This is a genomic window from Brachyspira intermedia PWS/A, from assembly GCF_000223215.1.
GTDB lineage: Bacteria > Spirochaetota > Brachyspiria > Brachyspirales > Brachyspiraceae > Brachyspira > Brachyspira intermedia.
In genome coordinates this window covers 1,452,275-1,470,364 of record NC_017243.1, presented here as the reverse complement: position 1 = coordinate 1,470,364, position 18,090 = coordinate 1,452,275, and the positions used below count along the sequence as shown (strand labels likewise).

The window sequence follows — 18,090 nt, the reverse complement described above, 5'->3', positions numbered from 1 at the left end:
AAAATTATATATTATTTAACTTGTAAAGAAGTAATAACTGCTAAATCAGCTATATCCTGAGCAGAACATCCTCTTGAAAGGTCATTAGCAGGTTTAGCAATACCTTGAAGCATAGGACCTATAGCAGTACATTTTCCTACTCTTTGAGCTATTTTGTGTCCAATATTTCCAGAGTTTAACTCAGGGAATATAAACACATTAGCATCGCCTTTAATAGGAGAACCAGGAGCTTTTTGAGCTGCAACTTTTTCAATCATAGCTGCATCAAGCTGCATTTCGCCATCATAAACAAAATCAACCTCTTGTGAATCTAATATTTTTTTAGCTTCTCTAACTCTAGTAATTGATTCATGTTCAGCAGAACCTTTAGTAGAGAATGAAAGTAAGGCAACTTTAGGCTCATTACCTGTCATACTTCTATAAGACTCAGCTGTAGCTTTAGCTATATCAGCAAGCTGTTCAGGAGTAGGCTCTGGTATAACTGCACAGTCAGCAAAACAAGATATACCATTTGTAAATAAAGATTTATCAGGGCTTTCAAGGAAGAATGTAGATGATAAAGTTTTAATTCCTTTTTTAAGTCCTATTAAGAATAAAGCTGCTCTAAGCATTTCACCTGTAGAATAAACAGCACCGCCTACCATACCGTCAGCATCATTGTCAGCAATCATTGCAGCAGCTGCATATATAGAATGATTTGTAATTAAATCCTTAGCATGATCTTTAGTCATACCTTTCTTTTCTCTAGCTGTGAAAAGCATTTCAATATATTTTTCTGTTATAGCTTCTTTGGTTGGATCAAAAATTTTGACAAAACCATCATCTAAGTTTAAATCGTTTTCTTTAGCTAAACCTTGTATTTTAGCAGTATCTCCTACCAATACAAGTCCTTTAACTAACTGTTCTTTTTTTAGTATAACAGCAGCCTTAACATGTCTTTCATCATATCCTTCTGCTAATACTATAGTTTTTGGATTAGATTTTGCTTTTTCTTTTAAATTATCCATAAATGATGCCATAATAAAAACCTCTTAAAAAATAAAATTCTATCTATATATTTTAATACATAAATTAGAATTTTGCAAACCCATACTATGTCTAAGTATAATTTTTATTAAAAATAATTGATTTTAATATATATGCCAACACAATTTTATCGTTATTTAAATATACCATACATTTTTTATACTTATATAAAATCTGAAATTAAAACAAATTTGAAATATATAATTAAAAACAGACCATAAAATAATTCCATATACAATACTTCTTATTAATATAGTTTAAATACTGATATAGCAACTAATATTTATTTGCTTTTTATAATTACTAAATTGACTTTGTAAAAAATATAAAAATTCTTTAACCAATAATTAAAATTAATTTATGATTCTTTTTTTACACTACTTCCTATCTCACATATAAATATGGCAGATATCATACATATACCGCCTATAACAAAATTTATAGTAACAGGGTCTTTCATAAAAATGACTCCCCCCAAAGCACCCAAAAAAGACTCTAAACTAAGTATAATTCCTGCCTTACTAGGATTTACATACTTTTGTGATACGGTCTGAAGTAAATAAGCTATTCCTGTGGCTCCTATAGCCAAATAAATAAGTGAATAAATAGCTTCACTAGAAACATTAACATTAAAAGGAGTGGAAGTTATCGCCCCTACAAAAAGAGATACTATACCTGCTATAATAAGCTGTAATGCCGCCATTATAATACCATCCACATACTCAAGCATTTTGTCTATAAGCATTAAATGAACAGCAAATACAATAGCACAAAGCAATGCAAGCAAATCTCCAAGCTCTATACTAGAAAAGCCTTCAAAAGAACTTAATAAATATAAACCTAAAACTGTAATTACTGCCGCTATAAATGCCGAAATATGAGGTCTTTTTTTGTATATTAGCCAAGAAAAAAATGGTATGAATATAACATAAGAACCTGTAAAAAACGCCACTTTAGATGCTGTTATAAACTTAGAACTCATAGTCTGTAAAAAGAATCCTAGAAATAATGCTATACCAACAGGTGCTGAGAATATTATATCTTTTTTAGAAATATTTTTTATTCTTTTGAAAAATACAAGAGATAAAAAAATCCCTCCGGCTAAATTTCTTATTCCTACAAGATAAAAAGGTTCTATTTCTTTAACAACAACTTTAACCGCAACAAAACTATATCCCCATATTAATGCTGTTAAAAATATACCTATAGTGCCTAATCTTTCTTTATTAGCCATATACTACTAACCTAATAATTAATTTTATTAGTATTAGATAATATAATATTTAGATTAAAATGTCAAAGTATATTATTAGAATTATGATTTAAGTTTATTATTAAATAAATTGATAATGCTACTGTAACCCTTTTCTTTAGCAACATCATATTCTTTTTCAAATATATTCTTACTAGAATCACTTATTTCATAATATTTAACTAACTGTTCACATATTTCAAAATAACCTTTTGAAGATGCTATATATAAGGCAGTATCTCCATTTGCATTCTGCTCTTTTATAGAAGCATTATTTTTAAGAAGATAATCTACAACTTCTGTTTTCCCATTATCAGAGGCTATCATCAAAGCTGTTTCACCTAATTTATTTTTATTATCAATGATATCAGGATAAAGCTCCAAAATATATTTAACAATATCATCGTATCCTTTAGCGCATGCAAACATAAAACAGTTCCAGCCATTAATATCTGTTTGGTAAATATCTATGCCTTTTTGTATTAAATATTTAACAGACTTTAAATTATCATATATAACAGCCCACATTAAAGGAGTAATAGATTCTCCGTCACCTTTTAAACTCATTCCATGCATCAAAAGAAGCTCAACAATATCTATGTTTCCAGCTATAACAGCATGAATAATAGCATTTCTTTCCAAGCTATCTACTGCAGAAATATCAGCATTATTATCAAGCAAAGTTTTTACTATCTCAATATTACCAATATAGCATGCATACATAAGAGGTGTAACATAATCATCATCAGCTTGATTAACATTAACATTATGCTTTATTAATAAATCTATAATTTCTTTATTTTCTATCTCTATTGATAATATTAAAGCAGATTTGCCATTGTCTGTAACTCCGTCAGGCTGTACTTTATTCATAAGTAAATACTTAACTATATCTTTATGCCCAGCAGATGCGGCTATAGCTAATGCTTTAGGGGCTTTCTTTTTTGAATTATCGAAGAAATATCTCACAACATCTAAATGTCCATTATAAGCTGCAGATATAAAAGCACTTGAAAATACATTATGCTTATTTAATCCTAATTTTGAATGTATATAATGAACTAATGATAAATTACCGCTAATAGCAGCTATTGTCAAAGAATATTTAGGTATTTCTATATCACCTTTATTAAGTATATATTCCACTATATCTATATTGCCACTAGATATTGCATATGACAATACTGTTTCTTCGTATATATCAACATCATCTAAATTTGCATGATTATCTATTAAAAATTTAACAGCTTCAAAATTTGATTTCTGACAGGAATACATCAAAGGTGTTATATTAATATCTGTTTTGGCATTAACATCAGCACCATTTTCTACTAGAAGTTTTATAATATCAAAATGATTCTCTGAACATGAATAATGCAAAGGAGTTTCATTATTACAATTGCTTAAATTTACTAAAGCACCATTTTTTATTAGTATTTCTGCTATATCTTTATGACCATTAGCACATGCATTCATTAAAGGAGTTATATATAGCTGATCTGCCTTATTAGGATCTGCTCCTGCATTTAAAAGCAATTCAACTATCTCTTTATATCCACCCTTACAGGCATGCATTAATGGTGTTAATCCCAATATATTGCTTAAATTAATATCTATATCTTTATTTTTTAATAATATTTCAACTGCTAATACATTATTTTTAGCCGAAGCCTCATGTAATTCAATCTCAATTTCTCTCATAAGTAATAAACCTCATATTATATATTAAATGTAATATAAAAGCATAAATAGTCAAACATATTTTATTTTTATAATATAACACATTATTGATAATTTAACAATTATTTAAAAAAAATCAAAAAAATATTACAAAAGCTATTGTAGCTATAGAACAATATAAAGCAGTACCAACTATATCGCATATAGAAGTAAGCATTGGTGCTCCGCTTATAGCAGGATCTATATTAAATTTAGTAAGTATAAAAGGCAGACAAAGCCCTATAACACTTCCAATAAAAACAATACTAAACATAGATATAGATACAATAGCAGCTATTTCAAATCCTCCCCTTATGACACCTAATATATAAGCTCCAAGCGCCATACTCAAACCTAACATAGATGCCACTAATACCTCTTTTGAAAGCATATAAAACCAGTCTTTTAATACAACATCACCAATAGCTAAAGACCTTATAACAAGTGTAGCAGACTGACTTCCGGCATTTCCCCCGCTTCCTATCAGCAAAGGCAAAAAAACAACTAAAACTATATGCTTTTGAAGTGTATTTTGGAATATACCTATAACACCTCCTGAAAATATATTAATAAATACTAATATTAAAAGCCATAATATCCTCTGTTTGTAAAGAGTAGATATAGGCGTAATTTTTAAATTATCATCAAATTGATCTTCACTTGAAGTTATTCCCGCCATTTTGTGAAAATCATCTGTATATTCTTCTTCTGCTATGTCCATTATATCGTCTACTGTAACAATTCCTATCATAGAATGCCTATCATCAACAACGGCAAGAGAATGAAGATTATATTTCTTTATTACATCAATAGCATTTTCCTGATCATCATAAACTGATATATAAGGGCAATTATTAGTAATTTCTGATATTAATGTATTTTTGTCTGTAAAAAATAATTTTCTTAAAGCAATAGAGCCAATTAATGTTCTTCTAGCATCTGTAACATATAAAGTAGTATAGGTTTCTGATTCTGCTATATTGCTTCTAACATATTCAAATGCTTCGCTTACAGTCCAATCCGGCTTTATGCTTATATATTCAGGCGTCATTAAACGTCCTATACTTCCTTCAGGATATGCTAAAAGCCATGAAGCTATTTCACGCTCCTCACTTCCTAAAAGTTTTAATATATTTTCAGACATACTTTCAGGAATAGATGCTAAAAAATATGTTCTGTCATCAGGATTAATATTTTCCAAAAGGTCTTTAATATCAGCTTCCTGCATATTTTCTATGATTCTCTGCTGATCTATAGGAGCAAGTTCAGGAAATACTTTATAATAATACTCATGCGGAAGAATACTAAAAACTTTGTATTTATCATCATTTTTTAGGGAAGTGATGAGATTAGCTGTTTCTACCTCCTGCCATAAAGGAAGTATATCTGTTAATGCATCCCACTCTTTTTCTTCTATTAAATCCTCTATTTCAGGCTGTAAAAGTTCTTTAAGCATACTTATATCCTATGTATTATCTATATAATATAAACTTATTGTTACAATAAATTAATAACTAGTTCCAACCAAATAAGTACCTATTTGCACACCAAAATCAAAAGAATGTATATTATATCTTGAATAATTAGGATGTTTATAATTCATAGCAAAATCATAATTGAAATATAAACCTGCTGCAATAGCGGCAAAACTGCTTAAATTATATTTAAAATCTACAGTAAATTTAAGATATGGTATAACGGCAGATGTAAATGATTTTTTTATTTCATCAGTATTTAATTTTGCATTATAATCACCATCTTGTAAATTAGCAGCTAATGGTATTTTTGCCCCTGCTCCTATACCTAAAGAAAGCACTAAAAAAGTAACTCTAAACATAGCACCAGTATTTAAAGTATCAAATGTATAAGAAACTATTCTAGCATCTTGAGAATTTATGTATTTATAAGAACTTCTATAATATCCTATATCAGCTAAAACATCAAAACCTAATAATCCTCCGAAATCATAAAAATATCCTGGTTGAAGTAATACTCCAAAATCGAATGAACTACTGCTTTTTAATATATCAATTTTACTATTATCTAATCCTCTCAAATCAGCAAAAGCAAAACTTCCTGTTAATGGTACAAATAAAGCAACACCGCCTCCATGCTGAGCAAATGCATTTATACTAACGAATACCATAAAAAATAATGATGCTACTAATTTTTTCATAATCTTCTCTCTTGAATTATGTTATATTATTATAATATAAAAAAACAATATAATGTCAAATATTAAACTTCTATACTAAGTCCGTCATAAGCAGGATACATATTAGGAGGAAGTTCTTTTTCTAAATTTTTATGTAAAACATCATGAGTCATATGAGTAAAATAAGCTTTTTTAACACCTAATTTATCAGCTATATTAACAGATTCCTGTAAAGATAAATGAGTATGATGCTGTCTGTATCTTAAACCATTTAAAACTAAAACTTCAGTTCCTTCAATCAATTTCAAGCTCTCATCACTTATATGGCTTGCATCTGTGATATATGTAAAATTATTGAATCTATAACCTAATATATTAAGTACTCCATGCTTTACAGCTATAGGAGTAACTTTTATATCATCAAACATCATTTCACTTTCTATATGATGAAAAACAACCTGAGGAAGTCCTCCTCCTAATTGAACAGGATTAAAAAAGAAATCATATTTCTCTCTTAAAGTATCCATAGTATCTTTATTTCCATAACAATCTATTGCCGTATGCATTATAAAATTTAATGATCTTAAATCCACAATACCTGAAGTATGATCTGCATGTGAATGTGTATAAAATACAGCCTCAAGACTATCAACTTTTTCTCTTAACATTTGAGCTCTAAAATCAGCAGAAGTATCCACTATATAATTTTTGTCATTATGTCTTATCAGTATTGATGAACGTGTTCTCTTATCTCTTTTGTCTTTACTTCTGCATACTCTGCATTTGCATCCAATCATAGGAACACCATCGGAAGTACCTGTACCTAAAAAAGTTATTTTCATAATAGCCCCCTTTATGTATACATATTATATAATTTATATTTTTTATATCAATACTGAAGTTTTTCTATAAATCTTTTTGCTAAAACTTCTGCATCTATATTTTCTATACATATATGATTATTAGGGCAGTTCTTTCTTTTATAGCATCTTGCACATTCTAAATTTTCTACTCTTATAGTTTCAGAATTTCTTGCTATTGGCCCTACCCTAACTTCACTTGTAGGTCCGAATATTGCTATAAGCGGTTTTTGAAATGCACATCCAGTATGCATAGGAAAAGAATCAACCGTTATCATTCCTTTTGAATTTCTTATAAGATATGCTAATTCAGGCAAATTAAAAAGTCCTGAACTATTTAATACATTATCAAAACCTTTCACTATTTCATCACATTTTTCATTATAATCAGATGTGGCAGAAACTATTATTTGTATATCTTTTAACTTTTGTATTTCTTTTATTATCTCTCTTGATTTATTAACTGATAAATCTTTGGTATCCCATCTTGAAAATGGAGAAAAAACTATATACTCATTATTTATAGCAAAATTGCTGTTTATTGAATACTTTATATCTTTTATTCTTTCAGCAAAATCTATATCTATATTCTTAGGTAAAAAATAGTCTAAATCTGTACCGTCATCTGGACAGTCTATAAACTTCAAAAAAGATAATAAACCCACTATAGCATTTATATCTTTATAATAGTTGCTTTTAAGTCCTAGCCATTTACCCTTAGCATATTTCTTTTTTGAATGACATAAATACAAAAATATCACACTCCTTTCAAGTCCCTGCAAATCCATAGCTATATCATAATGCTCTTTTCTTACTTCTTTTATATGCGAAAAGAATTCTTTTATAGTTGAAAAAAACAATAAAGGAGATTTAAATATCTCTGTTTCATATTTGTATATATCCAAAACATACAATTTATTTATATAAGGATTATTCTCTAATATTCCTAAAGCTCTTTTATCTGTAACAACATCTATAGTACAGTCAGGCTTCCATTTTTTTAATGCCCTTATAACAGGCGTCATATGCAAAACATCGCCTAAAGAAGTTTGTTTTATTAAAAGTATCTTCATTATTAAATACACCTTATTAAATAATAATATAATCATATATATTTTTTATAATAATCAATAAAAAATAATAAAAATATAGAAAAATTACTATAAACAGTATTGACAAAATTACTTTATGTAGTAATATTACTGCGTAAAGTAATTAAATAAAAATCAAAAAATAAATATAAAAGGATTAAAAAATGAAAAATAATAAAACTATAATTTTTGTATTAATAATAATATTTATATTAATATCATCATTCACTATAAGCAAAAAATATATGTATCCAAAAAATGAAACTGATGAAGTTATAACAATAGGAATAAGTCAGATGATAGAACATGATGCATTAGATTTAATTTATAAAGGCATAGCAGATGAATTGAATAAATATTATAAAGACAGTAATAAAAAGATAAATATTGATTATCAAAATGCTCAAGGCGAACAGGCAAACTGCAATACAATAGCACAAAAGTTCGTTAATGATAAAAAGGATATTATAATAGCAATAGGCACACCTTCGGCACAGTCAGCCGTCAATTTAACGAAGGATATACCAATAATAGTTTCAGGCATAGGTGATCCAATAGGTGCAAAGCTAGTGACGAATTTAAATAAACCGAATGTAAATGTAACTGGAATTATAAATCTTCCTCCTATAGCAAAGCAAATAGAACTTATGCATACACTTCTTCCAAATGCTAAGAAAATAGGACTTTTATATTGTTCGAGTGAAATTAATTCTGCATATCAAATAAAGCTAGCAAAAGAAAAATTAGATTCCATTGGACTTGAATATGTAGATTTAACTGTTGCAAATGCTAATGAAATTCAGCAAATCATGTTAAGTGCAGTAAATAAAGTTGATGCTATATTCTCACCTACTGATAATATAATAGCAAACAGCATGGCTAATGTTGCTATGATAGAAGAAAGCACAAAAATACCTGTTGTATGTGCCGATGCCAGCATGACAAAAATAGGAGGCACTGTTACTTATTCCGTTGATTATTATGATATGGGAGTTTCTACTGCTAAAAAAACAATAGAAGTATTAGAAGGTATAAAAGATATAAAAAACATACCTTTAGAGCCTTCAGAAAATTATAACTTTGTTGTTAATACCAATATGATTAATAAATTAGGAATTAGCATACCAAACGATATTTATAATAATTAATACAATAATAAAAAGCTAATAGTTCCGTATTTAGACTACTACATAAATAGGGCTTGCAATTATTTATAATTACAAGCCCAATATTTTTAACAATTATCTATTTTTATTTATCTATTTTCTTTAAAAAAATTCTCTTCTACTCTTATACAAATTTCATGATATATTGCTTCATGAAATTCCTGAGTTATATGAGTTTCTTTAGCAGGTGCCTTAATAGCAATATCAGCCATCTCGGCAAGTTTTCCTCCATTCTCATTAGTAAATGATACAACTTTTATTCCCATAGCCTTAGCAAGTTTTGCAGCATATATAATATTCTTTGCATTTCCTGATGTGCTTATAGCAAAGAAAATATCTCCTTTATCTCCGAATCCTAATAATTGCTGAGCAAATACCAAATAAGGTTCTTTATCATTAAGATAAGCGCTTGAAAGTCCTAAATGCGAAGTTAAAGCAACGGCTCTCAAAGGAGATTCTAAATTATCGGCAATATACTGTCCATCATCAAATTGTAAAAGCTCCTTTCTTATCTCTTCATTGATAGGACGCTTCTTCAAAAAACTTTTTAATAACTCTCCTGCTATATGCTCACTATCGCAGGCACTTCCTCCATTTCCTGCTATTAAAACTTTATTTCCTCTTTCATAGCATTTTATAGTTTCATTTATAGCAGATTCGATATTATCTTTTATATTTTCCAATTTTGGAATTCTTTTTATCAATTCTTCTATCATTTAATATCCTTAAAAATAAATTATGATTAATTATATATAGATTTTAAAAATTTATAAAATATTATTCAGTAGCACCGTATTCTGTTAAAAATGCTATCAAAGTATCAGGTTTTTTATAATTATTTTTCACATATGTAAGTGCAGTTCTTCCGTTCTTATCTCTAGCATTAACATCTATTCCATTATCGCAAAGAAGCTTAGCAACTGGAAGCATATTTTCACTTTTATCAGCAGACATAAAAACCATTATTAAGGCATTATCTCCATCATTATTAATGGCATTTATATTCACTTTATAATCAATCAAAGTCTTCACTATATCAGCATACAATTTATATGAAGCTATATGCAAAGCAGTTTCTCCGTAACTATTTGCCGCATTAACATCTGCTTTTGCCTTTAATAAAATCTTCACAATGTCATGATATCCGCCTGCTGCCGCCATCAATAAAGCAGTATAACCTACTTTATCAGAAACATTTACATCTGCATTGGAATTTACTAAAAGCCTTGCAATAGCAGTATGTCCATGATGAGATGCAAGCATTAATCCTGTAACTCCGTCCTCAGATACAACATTAACATTAACCTTTTTGTTTATAAAGGCAACAACTGCATCATATTTACCTTCTTCACAGGATTTTAAGAATTTGCTTTCATTATCAGTCAAGGCATAAGATACATTAAAAAATAGTGCAAAAATAAAAATAATATTTATTAATTTTTTCATAAACAACCCAATATATATATAACTATTATATATAATATCATTAAAACCATATTTGTAAAATACTTTTTGTTTAGTTATGTAAAAAATGTTTAATACATTCCGCCGTCAACACTTATAACCTGCTTAGTAATATAATTAGCCTCATCAGACAATAAGAAATTTACAGCATTTGCAACATCTTCAGGCTTTCCTATTCTTTTTAAAGCTATCATATTTTTTGCATGTTCTATTATTTCATCATTTATCATTTCGCTTTCAATAATACCCGGAGCAATACAATTTACAGTAATATTTCTTTTACCCAATTCTATAGCTAAAGATTTAACAGCCCCTATTAATCCCGCCTTAGAAGCCGCATAATTAACCTGTCCCCTATTACCAATAATACCAGTTATTGAACTTATAGCTATAATTCTTCCGCCTTTTTTATTTCTTATCATAGGCATTATGATAGGATTAACTATATTATAAAAACTTTTAAGATTAACATCTATAACATTATCCCATTCATCTCCGCTCATAGCAGGAAAAGCATTATCCATAGTGATTCCAGATGAAAGCACTATACCATAATAAGCTCCGTTTTCTTCTATATCTTTAGTTAATATATTTTTAACTTCTTCTCTGTCTGTAATATTCATTTTTAAAAATCTTATGTTAACATCATAATCTTTTGCAAACTCTTTTATTTTCTCTATAAAAGAATCATTTTTATTATAGCACATTACAGCATCGTAACCATTTTCTATAATCTTTTTTGATATAGCAAATCCTATACTGCCTGAAGCACCTGTTATTAAAATAGATTTATTTTTCATCTTTTATCCGTTTATATCATTATTATTAATTAAAAACATCTGCAGAACTTTCCATAACCATTATAGAACAGTCCATGATTTTATTATCATCATTAACTATTTTTTTGTACTCATCTAAAGTATTTATATCATCATTATAAAAAATAGCTTCTCCGTCATAGTAGGCTATTTTTTTATCATTAAAAGTTTCTTTCACAAATATATAAACTCTATTATCAGATTTTATTTTATTTATATAGCAATTAACTTTTTTTATATTTAAAATAAAACCTATTCTTTTATTATCCTCATTATTTGATAAAGCTCCATTATAAGCTGCCGCAGTCTGTGCTGCATATTCTGTAAATATATAAGATTCTATACCTTCAGGTTCTGAAATATCATAAAAAATATTATCTTTATTGATATTGGCAAAAGAAAGTATTTCCTTATTATCAAAATTTATATCAGATATACCTTCTATCAATAACATTTTTCCTTTATGAGGTATATTCAATTTATACTTATTTTCCATAAAATTATTAATCCGAAATTATTTTCCAACTATCAAACAAGTATTGCTTCCGCCGAAACCAAATGATACGCTCATACAATTTTCAAGTCTTTCAGATTTAACTTTGCCTGTAACCAAATTTATTTTAGCTAATGTATCATCATATTCACCGTCATATAAATGCGGAGGAAGTATTTTTTCTTTATTGATATCAGAAAGTGTAATATAGCAAACTCCAAGCTCCATAGCTGCAGCTGCCCCTATGGTATGCCCAAATGATGTTTTACTAGAACTGCAGTATATATTAGAGGCATTAACTATATTAAGTGTTGTGCTTTCCATTTTATCATTTATTGAAGTTCCTGTACCATGAAGATTGATATAATCTATATCATTTATATTCATATCAGCATGTTTCAAAGCATCATTTATACATTTGCTTGTAGTAGTACCGTCTATATCCGGACTAGTCATATGATGAGAATCTGAATTGCTGTTATAGCCTTTAAGATATAATACATTTTTTGAATCAATTAAATTATCTTTAGCAAGCACTGTAAATGCAGCACCTTCTCCTAAATTAATACCCTTTCTATTTTTTGAAAAAGAATTAGTTTTATTATAATCAACTACTTCAAGCGAATCAAATCCATAAACAACAGTATCAGTTACAACATCGGCACCGCCTACTATAGCTGCATCTATTACTCCGCTTCTTATAAGTTCATCGGCTGCTATTATGGCATTAGCACTTGAAGTACATGCAGTAGATATAGTAAATGAAATACCTGAAACATCAAAATACTTCTGCAAAAAATCACAGCATATATTAAGGCTTTGCATAATCAATATTTTTTTCTCATCAATTACGCTTCCTTTCAATATATAGTCCTTAGTTTCATCACTTCCATTTTCACAAGTACCCACTATAACGGATATTCTATTTTTTCCGTATCTTTTTTTAGCTTCATCAATTATAGGCTTTAATTGATTAACAGCATGCAAAGCCATTTTATTTATTTTATTATTATAAGGGTTATCAAGTTCAAAATTAAAAAAATCATTATCTATTTTACCTAAGAAAAATTTTTTCACATAATCATTATTTTCTTTTAAACCATATTCACCATTTAAAAAATATTTATTATACAATTCTTCCTTATTCCTAGCTAAACAATTAATAATTCCAAAATCTAATAATACGTTACTCATAAAACACCTCAGAATCGAGTATATAATTCTATAACAAAAATGTCAAATTATTTAATCATTATTATTTTTTATCAATTTATTAAAATTAAACAATACAGGAGAAATTATAAATGATGATAAAATTCCAATAAATAAGAACAATCCGAAAGATTTTACAGGTATAAAACTGCTAAATGCCAATGTACCAAATGATAATACGGTTGTCATCATGGATAAAAATACAGCTAAAAACGTAATCTCTTTATCTGCCGCACTATTTGAGAAAAATATTGAATAATCTATTGATATTCCTATAGAAAGTATCAAAGCAAATATAGAAAATATATTTATATTAATACCCAATATTGAATGTACTGACAAATTTATTAATATAGACATTAACTGTACAATTATTATAGCTATAGCTTTGCTTGTATCAAAGAATATTATCATAGCTATAAATATTATAATATAGGCTATTAAAGCCATTTTTACAGCAGTTTTAGCAGTACCATCTAAAGCATCATTAATTTCTTCATTTATATTAAATATTTTCACATCATTATTATCCGATTTTATTATATTGTTTGTATTATAATCGCTAGTAGCTATAATAAAATATCTATTATTATTAGTAACTATAATTTTATTTAAATCATTGAAATTAGTATTCTCAAGTATTTTATTTATATCAAGAACTTCATTTTTAGTATTTTCAAATTCTGATTTTATTCTTTGATAAGAAATTTCATCTAAATTCAAAGCTTCAGTCTGTTTTCTTAATATAGGCATTAATTTATCATTTACCAGCTTCACATTATCTTTCTGTCTTTCTTCTGAATATAATATTTTTGATATAGCAGTATAATTATTATTGCTGAAATTATTCGCTATGCTCTCCTCTGCTGATAACGCCTTCGAAAGAGTATCTCCTCTTGAAATTATAATATTTTTTGCAAGAGATGTATTTAATCTGTTATAAACTTCTTTTTCACTATTAAATAGAAAATCCGGTGTATTATAAAGCTGATTAGCAGAGAAATTCACTTTTATTTTTGGTATGAATATTATAGAAATTATTATAATAGCTACAAATATAATTAATACATTTCTTATGCTTATTATTTTAACATAATCATTTAATATATTCTTGCTTTTATCAAGTATTGATTTCTTTATCACGCTTTTATCATTTTTAAACAATAAAGGATATATTATGTTTACTGTAAGAAATGAGCTTAAAAGTCCGAATATAGAAAATAATGCTATTTGCTTTAATAATATAAGAGATGTTAAAGACAATGATAAATAACTCACTATTGTAGTTACAAAACCTAAAAGCATGCTAGGAAATATTTTTTTCAATACTTCTTTTTTATCTTCTTCATTGTACCATTCAGTTATAAAATGTATTGAATGGTCTATTGATATACCTATGAGGCTTGTACCAAATACAAATGTAAATATATGAATCGAATCAAAAAATACAGATGAATATAAAAATGCAGATAAACCTGATATCAGTATAGTACACATTGAAATTATATAAGGCTTCAAAGACTTGAATATAAAAACGAATATCAAACAAATAACAATAAATGATACTATAGATATAATAGTAATTTCAAACTTGGCACTTTTCTGACTATAATAAGTATGTACAGGAACACCTGAAATATATGTTTTTATATTTCCTTCATTTTCTAATACTTTTAAATATTCTGTAATATCATCAAAAAACTTTTCATTATCAAGATTTTTAGGCATATCAATATTTACAAGAATATTATATTTATCATCATAATTTATAAATTGTATTGAATCTCTTGACTGCAAATTATTTTCTGAAGTTAGAATCTCATTTATTTTTGAATTAACAGTCAAAAAAGGATCATCTTCAATATTATCAACTATAGGTATAAAAAAAGGAGAGTAAAAATTTGCAAGTGCATTTTCTGACACAATATCTGCCTCATCATTCAATAAATAATTTCTTATCTCTTTTGAAAGAAGCTGATATTTATACTTCACCATAGTATTTAAAATATCATCATAATTTTTCGAATATAGATTAACTGACACATTAGTATAGGACTCTTTTATATGTTCATCTAATTTTAATGCATTACTTTTAGCATTATCAAAATATTTACTCTCTATAAATATTTTTACACTGCTTGAATTCTTAAAAAAGAAATCTTCCAAAGGCTTTTGAAAATCTTTATCTTCCAAAAACTTAGGAGTTATAGACAAAAAATTAGTATCTATTTTGGCCGTTTTTCCAAATCTTGATAAAAATAATATAACCGCAAATAAATGAAAAATTATCCAAATATATATAAAAATTTTTCTTCTATTATTCAGAATACTTTTATTCAAAATATTTTGTCTCCTCAGAAGTTATTCTGTTAGATTTAGATAAAACTTTCATTATATATTCAGTAGTGCTGTTATTAGAAGAATACATTTTTATTTTTTCTATATATCCTGCATTAGCAAAAGTTACTTCTATCTTTTCTATTATTTTTTTAAGCTCATTAGTTTTAGGAGTATAAACTATAATATTTCCATTAACACTTTTATTAAATGATTCATTTATAGTTTTTTCATCATAGGTAAAAATTGACTTTATTATATTAGCTATTTGAGCAAACATAGCATTATTAGAATCAGCCATAACTTTCTTTTTTCCGTCCGGCATTATCTGAACAACATTTTTTTCACCCATTACAGTTATAGACTCTTTAGGACTTTTAGTAAACCAGCATATACCATAACCGCTAACTACAATAAAATCCCCTGAAGATTCAAAACTTCTTCCTTTCTGACTTACTATTTGAGTATAGCTTCCTTTCAATAGTTTTGCATTTTTATATTCATCTTTAACTTGGCATAATAAAATAGAAGCCATTGCCATAAATATTATAAAAATTTTTCTCATTTTACATTTCCTAATATTATTTATATAGTATAGTATATACGCAAACAACTATAGTTTGTCAATTTTCATATTGTTCTTTTTCCCGCCGCAAAAAGAACCAAAAAGTGCAAATGTAAAATTAGTAATAAATAATAGTAATTTCCTTTTATCAGTATATAATACAATAAAAATACAAATTGTAAAAAAACTTTATACTTAATTATTAATTCTTTCTATTCTCTCTATAAAATCTTTAGGACTATTCAAAAAACCTTTTCTAGTTTCACTGTCAATAGGCATTTGCAATGTGCTTGATTTTGATATGATTTTATTATTCTCATCATAAAAAGTATATTCTACTCTCATGCCATTTAAATATTCAGTGATTGCTGTATGTATTCTAACCTTCTGATTTAATTTTATAGAGTTTATATATTTAATTTCTAATTTTACTATAGGCCACATAACGCCCTTAGCAGTCATAATATCATAGTTATAATCTATAATTTCAAGCATAGCCTCTCTGGCCTGCTCCATAAATTTGATATAATTACCATGCCAAACAACTCCCATAGGATCCAAATCATAAAAAGAAGGCTTTATATAATAATCATTTTCTAAATAACACTTTTTAGCTGCCATAAATTAATCTCCTTTATACCAAAAATCATGGAAATTATACCATTGATAAGGATATTCTATAGCTTTTTCTTCTATAATGGAAGCAAATTCTTTGGTTAATTCTAATATAACTTCATTTTTCTTTTTTCTGTTTTTCAATTCTTCATCATTTAATTTTATTTTTGAAGGATATATATAAAAGTTATATTTCTTTGCAAGTATTTTATCGTTTTCTCTCAATGCAAAGAAATAATAAACAGGGTATCTAAGCAAAATAGGTATCAAAAAAGCCCCGCATGGAAAAGGTGCTTCTTCGCCTAAAAAATTTATATAATTTACTTTATCAGTTTTATTTGTAGTTCTATCTCCTGCTATTGCTACTATCTCACCATTATTCAATTTATCTTCAATACTTATTATGGTATGAGGTCCTATATTAGAAGCATCTATAAAATCTATATAAGAATTATTTTTACCCTCTTCAAGCACTATATTAACATTTTTATTTACTTTAGGGTCTATTATTATATTTATCTTATAATCTTTAATGGGATTGCCTTCATTAATAGCAGCTAATCCTTTTAGAAGCTCAATATTTCCTATATGAGAAAATAATATTATCATACCATTTTTTTTATTAAGTAAATCAATAACTTCATTATAACTATCTTTAGTTTTTACAACTAAATCTGTCATAGGTATATCACCATTCCAAGCTGAAAATTTTTCTGAAATAGAAACAACAAATGAAAGTAAATGCTTATAAGAACAAATAAAATTAGATTTAATTTTTTTATTATATTTAGACATCTTTTTTAAATATTCTCTGGAAGCCTGCATTCTAGTTTTAGAATAAAAGAAATAAACTATGCTTATAGGAATAAGATAAAGTATTATAAAAGTTCTTCCCAAAATTTTATAAACAAAAACAGAGAATAATGCTTTCCATCTCTTTCCTATTTCTTTTTCTTCCGTCCAATGAGCCATAACAAAAAACCTTTAAGAAAAATATACTTTACCGTCTGAATATTTTTTATTATCATCATATATCTTAAATGAAATAATATTATCAGATAAATGACATTCTATAAAAATATTTGTATTTGGAAGAATCATATCAATAAATTTTAATTTTAATAATTTATTTACTACTAACTCTTTATGAAAAACATTTTTAGATATATCAGTAATAATTTTTATCTGAGCTATAGCAGGAAGAAGCTTAAATTTTTCAAAATGTCCGTCAAAATAAAATAAATTATCACTTATAAATATTTTGGCTTTAAACATATCAGGAGTATGTTCTTCTATAGTATAATCTATACTAGACAA

18 protein-coding genes are annotated in these 18,090 nt (G+C 27.0%); 1 reads left to right on the top strand and 17 read right to left on the bottom strand.

Annotated features, from left to right (window positions below; all coding sequences use genetic code 11):
- Positions 1 to 11: 11 nt before the first annotated feature.
- From pta to BINT_RS06415, 7 genes are all read right to left on the bottom strand, one after another.
- On the bottom strand, positions 12 to 1,019 hold the full coding sequence (gene pta, locus BINT_RS06445) for a phosphate acetyltransferase (protein WP_014487749.1): 1,008 nt from the start codon (positions 1,017 to 1,019) through the stop codon (positions 12 to 14).
- Between the two features lie 365 nt (positions 1,020 to 1,384).
- Positions 1,385 to 2,260, bottom strand: a complete 876-nt coding sequence (locus BINT_RS06440; RefSeq protein ID WP_014487748.1) for a DMT family transporter — start codon at positions 2,258 to 2,260, stop codon at positions 1,385 to 1,387.
- Between the two features lie 81 nt (positions 2,261 to 2,341).
- Positions 2,342 to 3,979, bottom strand: a complete 1,638-nt coding sequence (locus BINT_RS06435; RefSeq protein ID WP_014487747.1) for an ankyrin repeat domain-containing protein — start codon at positions 3,977 to 3,979, stop codon at positions 2,342 to 2,344.
- Between the two features lie 115 nt (positions 3,980 to 4,094).
- A complete protein-coding gene (gene mgtE, locus BINT_RS06430; protein ID WP_014487746.1) occupies positions 4,095 to 5,453 on the bottom strand; it encodes a magnesium transporter in 1,359 nt (452 codons plus the stop codon).
- Between the two features lie 51 nt (positions 5,454 to 5,504).
- Positions 5,505 to 6,173, bottom strand: coding sequence for a hypothetical protein (locus tag BINT_RS06425; protein WP_014487745.1), 669 nt, complete (start codon positions 6,171 to 6,173; stop codon positions 5,505 to 5,507).
- A gap of 62 nt (positions 6,174 to 6,235) precedes the next feature.
- Positions 6,236 to 6,994, bottom strand: coding sequence for an MBL fold metallo-hydrolase (locus tag BINT_RS06420; protein WP_014487744.1), 759 nt, complete (start codon positions 6,992 to 6,994; stop codon positions 6,236 to 6,238).
- Between the two features lie 47 nt (positions 6,995 to 7,041).
- The gene (locus BINT_RS06415; RefSeq protein ID WP_014487743.1) at positions 7,042 to 8,085 is read right to left on the bottom strand and encodes a glycosyltransferase family 9 protein; all 1,044 of its coding nucleotides are present in this window, start codon (positions 8,083 to 8,085) and stop codon (positions 7,042 to 7,044) included.
- 182 nt (positions 8,086 to 8,267) lie between these two features.
- Between BINT_RS06415 and BINT_RS06410 the strand changes: the two genes are divergently transcribed.
- Entirely contained in the window at positions 8,268 to 9,251 is a 984-nt protein-coding gene (locus tag BINT_RS06410) for an ABC transporter substrate-binding protein (protein WP_014487742.1), read from the top strand.
- Between the two features lie 107 nt (positions 9,252 to 9,358).
- Here the strand turns inward: BINT_RS06410 and BINT_RS06405 are convergent, their stop codons facing one another.
- From BINT_RS06405 to BINT_RS06360, 10 genes are all read right to left on the bottom strand, one after another.
- Complete coding sequence (locus tag BINT_RS06405; protein WP_014487741.1) at positions 9,359 to 9,985, bottom strand: D-sedoheptulose-7-phosphate isomerase; 627 nt, start codon at positions 9,983 to 9,985, stop codon at positions 9,359 to 9,361.
- A gap of 61 nt (positions 9,986 to 10,046) precedes the next feature.
- Complete coding sequence (locus BINT_RS06400; protein WP_014487740.1) at positions 10,047 to 10,715, bottom strand: ankyrin repeat domain-containing protein; 669 nt, start codon at positions 10,713 to 10,715, stop codon at positions 10,047 to 10,049.
- A gap of 89 nt (positions 10,716 to 10,804) precedes the next feature.
- Positions 10,805 to 11,533: a 3-oxoacyl-ACP reductase FabG gene (fabG, locus tag BINT_RS06395; RefSeq protein ID WP_014487739.1), complete on the bottom strand. Its 729-nt coding sequence runs from the start codon at positions 11,531 to 11,533 to the stop codon at positions 10,805 to 10,807.
- Positions 11,534 to 11,558: 25 nt separating this feature from the next.
- Positions 11,559 to 12,047 carry a hotdog family protein gene (locus BINT_RS06390; RefSeq protein ID WP_014487738.1) on the bottom strand — a complete coding sequence of 163 codons (489 nt, stop codon included), beginning with the start codon at positions 12,045 to 12,047 and terminating at the stop codon, positions 11,559 to 11,561.
- A gap of 18 nt (positions 12,048 to 12,065) precedes the next feature.
- Positions 12,066 to 13,238, bottom strand: a complete 1,173-nt coding sequence (locus tag BINT_RS06385; RefSeq protein WP_041177304.1) for a beta-ketoacyl synthase N-terminal-like domain-containing protein — start codon at positions 13,236 to 13,238, stop codon at positions 12,066 to 12,068.
- A gap of 51 nt (positions 13,239 to 13,289) precedes the next feature.
- Entirely contained in the window at positions 13,290 to 15,596 is a 2,307-nt protein-coding gene (locus tag BINT_RS06380; protein WP_049783495.1) for an MMPL family transporter, read from the bottom strand.
- Entirely contained in the window at positions 15,589 to 16,158 is a 570-nt protein-coding gene (locus tag BINT_RS06375) for a LolA family protein (RefSeq protein ID WP_014487735.1), read from the bottom strand. The genes BINT_RS06380 and BINT_RS06375 overlap by 8 nt, the downstream gene beginning before the upstream one ends.
- A gap of 195 nt (positions 16,159 to 16,353) precedes the next feature.
- Entirely contained in the window at positions 16,354 to 16,779 is a 426-nt protein-coding gene (locus tag BINT_RS06370) for an acyl-CoA thioesterase (RefSeq protein WP_014487734.1), read from the bottom strand.
- Between the two features lie 3 nt (positions 16,780 to 16,782).
- Positions 16,783 to 17,745, bottom strand: a complete 963-nt coding sequence (locus BINT_RS06365; RefSeq protein ID WP_014487733.1) for an LpxL/LpxP family acyltransferase — start codon at positions 17,743 to 17,745, stop codon at positions 16,783 to 16,785.
- A gap of 12 nt (positions 17,746 to 17,757) precedes the next feature.
- Positions 17,758 to 18,090, bottom strand: a complete 333-nt coding sequence (locus tag BINT_RS06360; protein WP_014487732.1) for a hypothetical protein — start codon at positions 18,088 to 18,090, stop codon at positions 17,758 to 17,760.

Excerpts from the sequence above, each read along its gene's own strand:
- pta (WP_014487749.1), bottom strand. The coding sequence starts at position 1,019 with ATGGCATCATTTATGGATAATTTAAAAGAAAAAGCAAAATCTAATCCA.
- BINT_RS06440 (WP_014487748.1), bottom strand. The coding sequence starts at position 2,260 with ATGGCTAATAAAGAAAGATTAGGCACTATAGGTATATTTTTAACAGCA.
- BINT_RS06435 (WP_014487747.1), bottom strand. The coding sequence starts at position 3,979 with ATGAGAGAAATTGAGATTGAATTACATGAGGCTTCGGCTAAAAATAAT.
- mgtE (WP_014487746.1), bottom strand. The coding sequence starts at position 5,453 with ATGCTTAAAGAACTTTTACAGCCTGAAATAGAGGATTTAATAGAAGAA.
- BINT_RS06425 (WP_014487745.1), bottom strand. The coding sequence starts at position 6,173 with ATGAAAAAATTAGTAGCATCATTATTTTTTATGGTATTCGTTAGTATA.
- BINT_RS06420 (WP_014487744.1), bottom strand. The coding sequence starts at position 6,994 with ATGAAAATAACTTTTTTAGGTACAGGTACTTCCGATGGTGTTCCTATG.
- BINT_RS06415 (WP_014487743.1), bottom strand. The coding sequence starts at position 8,085 with ATGAAGATACTTTTAATAAAACAAACTTCTTTAGGCGATGTTTTGCAT.
- BINT_RS06410 (WP_014487742.1), top strand. The coding sequence starts at position 8,268 with ATGAAAAATAATAAAACTATAATTTTTGTATTAATAATAATATTTATA.
- BINT_RS06405 (WP_014487741.1), bottom strand. The coding sequence starts at position 9,985 with ATGATAGAAGAATTGATAAAAAGAATTCCAAAATTGGAAAATATAAAA.
- BINT_RS06400 (WP_014487740.1), bottom strand. The coding sequence starts at position 10,715 with ATGAAAAAATTAATAAATATTATTTTTATTTTTGCACTATTTTTTAAT.
- fabG (WP_014487739.1), bottom strand. The coding sequence starts at position 11,533 with ATGAAAAATAAATCTATTTTAATAACAGGTGCTTCAGGCAGTATAGGA.
- BINT_RS06390 (WP_014487738.1), bottom strand. The coding sequence starts at position 12,047 with ATGGAAAATAAGTATAAATTGAATATACCTCATAAAGGAAAAATGTTA.
- BINT_RS06385 (WP_041177304.1), bottom strand. The coding sequence starts at position 13,238 with ATGAGTAACGTATTATTAGATTTTGGAATTATTAATTGTTTAGCTAGG.
- BINT_RS06375 (WP_014487735.1), bottom strand. The coding sequence starts at position 16,158 with ATGAGAAAAATTTTTATAATATTTATGGCAATGGCTTCTATTTTATTA.
- BINT_RS06370 (WP_014487734.1), bottom strand. The coding sequence starts at position 16,779 with ATGGCAGCTAAAAAGTGTTATTTAGAAAATGATTATTATATAAAGCCT.
- BINT_RS06365 (WP_014487733.1), bottom strand. The coding sequence starts at position 17,745 with ATGGCTCATTGGACGGAAGAAAAAGAAATAGGAAAGAGATGGAAAGCA.